6 protein-coding genes are annotated in these 7,543 nt (G+C 62.1%); all 6 read left to right on the plus strand.

Going from position 1 to position 7,543, the window contains the following annotated elements; all coding sequences use genetic code 11:
- Nucleotides 1-83: 83 nt before the first annotated feature.
- Complete coding sequence (locus tag RJQ10_RS04505) at nt 84-344, plus strand: DUF485 domain-containing protein (RefSeq protein WP_350144047.1); 261 nt, start codon at nt 84-86, stop codon at nt 342-344.
- Nucleotides 345-1,913 carry a sodium:solute symporter family transporter gene (locus RJQ10_RS04510; RefSeq protein ID WP_350144049.1) on the plus strand — a complete coding sequence of 523 codons (1,569 nt, stop codon included), beginning with the start codon at nt 345-347 and terminating at the stop codon, nt 1,911-1,913.
- Between the two features lie 37 nt (nt 1,914-1,950).
- Nucleotides 1,951-2,907, plus strand: a complete 957-nt coding sequence (locus RJQ10_RS04515) for an AraC-like ligand-binding domain-containing protein (protein WP_350144051.1) — start codon at nt 1,951-1,953, stop codon at nt 2,905-2,907.
- Nucleotides 2,908-3,181: 274 nt separating this feature from the next.
- A complete protein-coding gene (locus tag RJQ10_RS04520) occupies nt 3,182-5,377 on the plus strand; it encodes a TonB-dependent receptor (protein ID WP_350144053.1) in 2,196 nt (731 codons plus the stop codon).
- Between the two features lie 26 nt (nt 5,378-5,403).
- Complete coding sequence (locus RJQ10_RS04525) at nt 5,404-6,825, plus strand: aldehyde dehydrogenase family protein (protein WP_350144055.1); 1,422 nt, start codon at nt 5,404-5,406, stop codon at nt 6,823-6,825.
- Between the two features lie 16 nt (nt 6,826-6,841).
- A partial coding sequence (locus tag RJQ10_RS04530; protein ID WP_350144057.1) for an amine dehydrogenase large subunit occupies nt 6,842-7,543 on the plus strand: 702 nt, incomplete at its 3' end.

A 7,543-nucleotide genomic window follows, 5' to 3' on the forward strand; every position in this document is an offset into this window, starting at 1 on the left:
CGAATCGTTGGCGCCGGTGGGCTCCGGGCTGTTATATTCCGTCGCGAACCCAGCCCAAAAGCAATAATTTCCCGGGGAGCCAGATGGACAATGCCGCCAAACTCTCGGTGATCAGGGCCCGAACACGACGTCGCTTCGTGTTTACCCTGATTACCCTGCTGCTGTATTTTTCCTTTATCCTCAACTGGACCGCCTCCGGCGACAGCCTTGCCGGCCGGCTGGGGATGTCGCATGTCACCGGCTCGCTACTGATGTTTGCCGTACTGATCGTCACTTTTATCCTGCTGGAGCTGGTGTTCCTGCTTCTCAACCGGGCGACGACCCGTTCCGGGGAGGAGCCCTAAGTGGATGCCGTCGCCATCAGCATGTTCCTGGTTTTCGTGCTGGCCACGCTCGCCATCAGCTACTGGGCATCCCGGCGCACCCTCAGCAGCCAGGATTTCTATACCGCGGGGGGGCAGATCACCGGGCTCCAGAACGGCACCGCCATCGCCGGTGACTTCATGTCGGCCGCCTCGTTCCTGGGCATCACCGGACTCATGTTCCTGGGTGGGTTTGACGGCCTCGTGCTCGCGCTGGGCGCGTTCGCGGCCTGGCCGCTGCTGCTCTTTTTGCTCGCGCGCCGGGTGCGCAACCTGGGCAGCTGTACCTTCGTCGACGTAGTCTCCCAGCGGCTGGAGCGAACCCGGATCCGGGTGGTGGCGGCGGGGGGCACTATCGTGGTGGTGGTGCTGTACCTGATTGCGCAGATGGTGGGCGCCGGCAAGTTGATCCAGCTGCTGTTCGGGCTGCCCTACGAAGTGGCGGTCGTCGCCATCAGTGTGCTGGTGCTGGCCTACGTGACTTTTGGTGGCATGCTGGCCACCACCTGGGTCCAGATCATCAAGGCGATTCTGCTGCTGACGGGCGTGACGATCACGGCGTTCATGGTCATGTACCTGAGTAGCTTCAGCCTGGAGAACCTGCTGGCAACCGCAGTGGTCCAGCACCCCCGGGGGGAGAGAATCCTGGCCCCGGGCGTACTGTTCGATTCGCCGGTGCAGGTGGCTACCATCCTCGTTTCCATGCTGTTCGGCACCCTCGGCTTGCCGCATATCCTGATGCGCCTGTTCACCGTGCCGGACATGCACGAAGCCAAGAAATCGGCGTTCTACGCCTCGCTGTTCATGGGCTATTTCTACCTGGCACTGGTCATCGTGGGCTTTGGTGCGGTGGCGTTTGTCTACGGCAACCCCGCGTTCTTTACCGCGGAGGGCCAGTTGATCGGCGGCAGCAACATGGCCGCGATTCACCTGGCGACGGCAGTGGGCGGCAACCTGCTGACCGGCTTCATGTCGGCGGTGACTTTCGCCACCATTCTGGCGGTTGTCGCCGGGCTCACTGTCTCAGGGGCAGCGGCAATCTCCCACGACCTGTACGCGGAGGTCCTGTGCAAGGGCGCTCCGGACGCGCGCCGGGAACTGCAACTCACCCGGCTCACCACGGTCGTTATCGGGGTCATTGCGGTGGTGCTGGGCATCCTGTTCCAGAACGAGAATGTGGCCTTCATCGCCACCATGCCCATGGTAGTCGCTGCCTCGGTCAATTTTCCCATTCTCTTTCTTTCCCTGTACTGGTCGGGGTTGACCACCCGGGGGGCTATTGCCGGTGCCCTGGTGGGCCTGGTGTCGTCGGTGTCGCTGATCGTGGTTGGGCCCCAGGTGTGGGTGTCGGTGCTGGGTTTCGAGCGGGCCCTGTTCCCCTACGACTACCCCGCCCTGTTTACCCTGCCGCTGGCAGTACTGGTGATGTCTGTAGTATCGTGGCTGGACAACTCCGACCGGGCAGCTGTGGATCGGAGGAATTATCATTCACTGCTGGTGCGCTCGGAGTTTGGCGAGTCGGGCCGGCCCCCACCGGTGGCGCGCCACTGATCCGGCGGCGGGGAGCGAGTCGAGGGTCACAGGCACAATGCTGAAGACTACCGCATCTCTGGAACGGTTCGATGACCAGGTCAGCGCAACCTTTTTTCCCATGGACTGCGAACTGGCGCGTGATTACCCGGGCGAGTTTCACGGCCTCCTGAATTCCCGCCAGCTGGGTCAACTGGGATTTGCCGCAGTCAAGAGCACTCCTCTGGATGTTTACCGGCGCCGCAGCCACATCGGCAAGGTGACCGACTCCATCTATCTGGTCAAGGTCCAGGTGGCCGGTGAGAGCCAGATTATCCAGCGCGGCCGCGAGGCCCACCTGACGCCCGGGGACTTCACCCTGTGTCTCAGCTCGGAACCCTACGAGCTGCATTTCGCCAGCGATTATTCCCAGGTGGTGCTGGCCATCCCGTCCCCCCTGATGGAGGAGTGCGTGCACCAGCCCGAGCGGCACATGGGCGTGCGCATGGCCGCCGAGGCCGGGGCCAATGGCCTGTTTTCCCAGTTTGTGACCTCCATCGTGCAGAGACTGGACGACATGGACGGTGTCCTGGCCCAGCGGCTGGAGGCCAATGTCATTGACCTGCTGGCCACGACCCTCAGCTATGCCGGGGAGAATCAGCGTCGTGACCTGCTTTGCAATGGCGTAAGGCAGGAGTATCTCAATCGGGTCCGGCAGTTCGTTCGCAAGCATCTCGGTGACCAACGTCTGAACCCGGACTGGATCGCGGCCGCTCACAATATTTCAACCCGTTACCTGCACATGCTGTTCGAAACGGAGAGTGTGTCGATCTGCCGCTACATCCAGCAGCTGCGCCTGCAGGCCTGCGGCCAGGCACTGGCGGACAGTGCCTTTGCCCGGTTTACCGTGGCCGAGGTCGCATACCACTTCGGCTTCAAGGATGCCTCCCACTTCAGCCGCGCGTTCAAAGCTGAATTCGGCATGACTCCGGTTCAATACCGGCGTGAGCATGGCGCCGGCCTCACCGATCAATGATCGTCGTTACCCGCAGCCAGCCCTGCATTTAACTACCCCGACGCTGCTGGCGTTTGCTTGCTGCCTGCGATTGATTAACCACGGTTGTGCTGCTATATGTTGGTGTTCCAGGTGGGCGCATGCGCCGGGCTCGGGGTCTGTCGCTCGGCGTCCGGCCAAGGCCGCTTCGCTCACAGTCAAGCCGTGAGTTCGCTGGCGCGCAAACGCTTTCCCGGCAGGTCTGTTTAAATGATGTGTTACGGGAATGCATAACAATCACGTGGAGAGGTATCGTATGACTAATGCCAGACGCCCCATTGCAACCGCCCTGACTCGCATTGCCGGTGGCTCCGCCATCTGCCTGCTGGCCGGTACGGTACAGGCGCAGGTGCTTGAGGAAGTGACTGTCACTGCGCAGAAGCGGGAGCAGAACCTGCAGGATGTGGGTATTTCCGTCACGGCCTTCAGCGGCAATCAGCTGGATGCGCTGGGGATGACCAGCTCGGTGGATATAACCCAGCAGGTTCCCGCCATGCAGCTGCAGACGTTCACTCCCGCGTTTACCATCATCAATTTGCGCGGTATTTCGCAGAACAATTTCCAGGACAATCTTGAGGCACCGGTAGCGGTTTATGTCGATGGGGCCTATGTTCCCAGCATGAACGCGATCAACGGCCAGCTGTTTGATGTCGACCGGGTAGAAGTGCTGCGGGGCCCCCAGGGGACCCTGTTCGGGCGCAATACCACCGGCGGGCTGGTGCACTACCTGACGAACGGGGCGAGGGACCAGGAGTTAAACGGCTATATGCGTGTCCAGGGCGGTGAGTTCGGCATGCGCGCCGTGGAGGGCGCCGTCGGCGGCGGCTTCAGTGACACGGTTCGCGGGCGCCTGGCGGGCCGTTGGGAGGAAAATGACGGTTACACTGAGTCCGTGGTTCCAGGTATTCGCGATGCCCATGGCGCCGATGGCTACACCCTGCGTGGCTCGCTGCAGTTTGATATCAGTGATGATGTGCTGTTGGACCTGCGGGTGACCCGGTCCAAGGACGACGATGTACCCTCTGGCACCTACTCCATCAACTTTGCCGACTTCGACCCCGAGACCGGCCTGGGTGTCGACGTCCCGGGGCGTCTTACCGGCGGGCTCGAGCACGCCTCGTCCATAGAGGGAAGCTACAGCCGCGACTCCACCAATGTCACAGCGACCCTGACCTGGGACCTCGGCCCGGACATGGAGCTGGTGTCCATTACCAATTACATGGACCTGGAAAAAGAGTACCTGGAAGATGCCGGCGGCGGCCTGTTCTTCTTCCCCTATGAAAACAACTCCGACTTCGACACGTTCTCCCAGGAAGTCCGTCTCTCCGGCGACAGCGACCGCCTGCGCTGGCAGACGGGCTGGTATTACCTGGACATGACCACCGACAACAACTCCAGCGTGCGTGGCGCGGCCATCCTCGAGGGGTCCGGGGCGGTCTCCGACTCCGCGGTACAGTTCACGGACTACAAGCTCGATTCCCGCAACTGGTCGGTGTTTGGCCAGATGGAATACGACTTCACCCAGCAGCTGACCCTGATTACCGGCCTGCGCTGGTCCGATGACACCAAGGACCTGGATTTCCTGCAGAGCTATGCGGAGCCCGACGCCGGGATTCCCCTGACGCAGGTCTTCGATATCTCCGCAGTGCCGATTGCCGGCCTGGATGAAATCGAATATGACGACTTCGCCGCCCGGGTACAGCTCAATTTCATGACCGAAAACGGCGCCCTGTTCTACGGCTCCTGGAGCCGCGGCATCAAGGGCGGCAACTGGTCCATAGATCCACTGGGCACGGTTGCGGCGATTGAACCGGGTAACCTCAAGCACAACGAGGAGGTCCTGACCTCCTGGGAGCTGGGGGTCAAGGCTGAACTGACCGACTTTGCGCGACTCAACGCGGCGGTCTACTATTACGACTACGATGACTACCAGGCATTCTCGATTCTCGGCCTGACTCCCCAGGTCACCAACTCGGACGCGGATTCCAACGGCGGCGAACTGGAGCTGACCATCAATCCCATGCCCGGGCTGGACCTCCTGTTCGGTGCGGCCTATATCAATTCGAACGTGGACGCGGTGCCCGATGTCTTTGGTGGTACGGTCGAGGCGGAATTCCCCAACGCGCCGAAGTGGAGCTTCAACTCGCTGGTGCGCTATGAGTGGGGCCTGGCGGGCGGCCGGATGGCGGCGCAGGTGGATGGGGTCTGGAACGACCGGCAGTTCATTGAGGCCACCAACTCCAACATCTCCGCCGAGAATTCCTACCTGGTCTGGAACGCGCGCCTGTCCTGGGCCAGTGCCGCCGACACCTGGGAAGTGGCCGGCTGGGTAAAAAACGGGGGTGACGAGGAATACCGCCTGTACAACCTCGACCTCGGTCTGCTGGGGATCAGCGAGGAGGTCTTCGCGCCGCCACGCTGGTATGGCGCTACCCTGACCTATAACTTCTAGCACTGATAAGAATTGACGGAGTCCGCATGAGCGAGTACCACATGATTATCAACGGCAAGAAGGTGGCTTCCACAGCCACCTTCCCGGTCATCAACCCTGCCACCGAGCAGGTGGCAGCCCAGTGCCCCAAGGCGACTGAAGACCACCTCGACCAGGCAGTGGCCGCTGCCCGGGCCGCGTTTCCGGCCTGGAGCGCCCGGCCCGGCGCGGAACGCGGGGCCATCATTCACCAGATCGGCCAGGCGATCGAGGAGCATCAGGCGGAACTGGTGACCCTGCTGACCCTGGAGCAGGGCAAGCCCGCTACCGGGTTTGCGGGCATGGGTGCGGCGTTTGAGATCGGGGGCACGCTGGCCTGGTGCCACGCCGCGGCCGATCTGGAACTGCCGGTGGACGTGATCCAGGACAACGACGAAGCGCGAATCGAAGTGCACCGGAAGCCGCTGGGCGTGGTCGGCTCGATCACGCCCTGGAACTACCCGCTCATGATCGCCATCTGGCATATCATGCCAGCCCTGCGCAGCGGCAACACCGTGGTTCTGAAGCCCTCGGAGTACACGCCGCTGACGACCCTGCGGTTTGCCGAAATCGTCAACGACCTGCTGCCTCCGGGCGTGTTCAACGTGGTGACCGGCGACGGCGGTCTCGGTGCCGCGATGACCACCCACCCGGATATCAACAAGATCGTCTTTACCGGTTCCACACCGACCGGCAAGAAAATCATGCAGAACGCCTCCTGCAACCTCAAGCGCCTGACTCTGGAGCTCGGTGGCAATGACGCGGCGATCGTCCTGCCCGACGTTGACGTGGCGGCGATTGCACCGAAGATCTTCGCTACCGCAATGTTCAATAACGGTCAGACCTGCGCTGCGCTGAAGCGCCTGTATGTGCACGAAGATATCTACGAGCAGATGTGCGACGCACTGGTGGCGATCGCCAACAGTGTCAGGACCGGCGATGGCAGCACCGATCCCGATTTTGGCCCGGTCCAGAACAAGGTCCAGTTCGCCAAGGTCTGTGCTATCGCCGAGGAAGCCAGGGCGAGCGGGGCCCGGTTCCTCACCGGCGGTGAGCCGATGCCCGGTCCCGGTTATTTCTATCCGGTTACCATTGTGGCGGATGTCGGTGACGATACCCGACTGGTGCGGGAAGAACCCTTCGGGCCAATTCTTCCGGTGATGAAGTTCAGCGATGTGGAAGATGCCCTGCGTCGCGCCAATGACAGCCCCAGCGGCCTCGGCGGCTCGGTGTGGTCAGGCGACCCCCAGAAAGCGGCGGCATTGGCCAGTCGCCTGGAATGTGGCACAGCCTGGGTCAACAGCCATGCCATGATCCAGCCCGACACGCCTTTCGGTGGTTCCAAGGAATCCGGCATCGGCGTGGAGTTCGGACGCTACGGTCTGGAGGAGTACACTAACATCCAGACGGTCTATATCAGCAAAACCTGAAACAGGACAAGCGACTATGTGGAAAGGACCTGAAATGCGCGTGCTCGCCGCTGTGTTTTCCGGCCTGATGGTGGCGTTGCCATCAATAGCCAGTGACCAACCGCCGCCGCTGCCGGTGGAGCCCATCGGGGTCGTGGAGACCCTCCCGCGGGAGTACCCCGAGAGCTGGTTTTTCGTCCACGACGCCGCCTTCTACCATATGTCTGATGGCAAGGTGTGGGTGCTGGATACGGCAGAGGATAAACTGGCGGAGCAGGTCAAGGGCAGCTTCAATGTGTCGATGATCGGCAATACCAAACAGTCTGCCAGTCGCGCCGAGATCTATGCCACGGAAACCTTTCAGCCTCGCGGCACCCGCGGCGCGCGTATCGATGTCCTGACCATCTGGGACCAGGAGAACCTGAGCGCGGTGGCCGAGGTGGTGCTGCCTCCGGGCAAGCGCTTCATGGGGCTGCCGGAGCGCGATGCGCTGCTATTGTTGAACGAGCAGCGCTGGCTGGCGGTTGCCAACTTCAGCCCGGCTGCGTCGGTGACCCTGGTGGACCTGGAGGAGCGCAGGATCATTGGTGAAGTCGCCACACCGGGCTGTGTCCTGACCTACCCAGCCGGCAAGCGCGGTTTCAGTTCCCTCTGCGCCGACGGTCGCTTCCTGAGCACGGAACTGGCGGCGGATGGCAGTGTGGTGGCGCAGGTGCGCACCGAGGCGTTTTTCGATTCC

The sequence above is a fragment of the Haliea sp. genome, assembly GCF_040222615.1.
GTDB lineage: Bacteria > Pseudomonadota > Gammaproteobacteria > Pseudomonadales > Halieaceae > Haliea.

Coding starts and splice junctions, on each gene's coding strand:
- RJQ10_RS04505 (WP_350144047.1), top strand. CDS start 84: ATGGACAATGCCGCCAAACTCTCGGTGATCAGGGCCCGAACACGACGT.
- RJQ10_RS04515 (WP_350144051.1), top strand. CDS start 1,951: ATGCTGAAGACTACCGCATCTCTGGAACGGTTCGATGACCAGGTCAGC.
- RJQ10_RS04520 (WP_350144053.1), top strand. CDS start 3,182: ATGACTAATGCCAGACGCCCCATTGCAACCGCCCTGACTCGCATTGCC.
- RJQ10_RS04525 (WP_350144055.1), top strand. CDS start 5,404: ATGAGCGAGTACCACATGATTATCAACGGCAAGAAGGTGGCTTCCACA.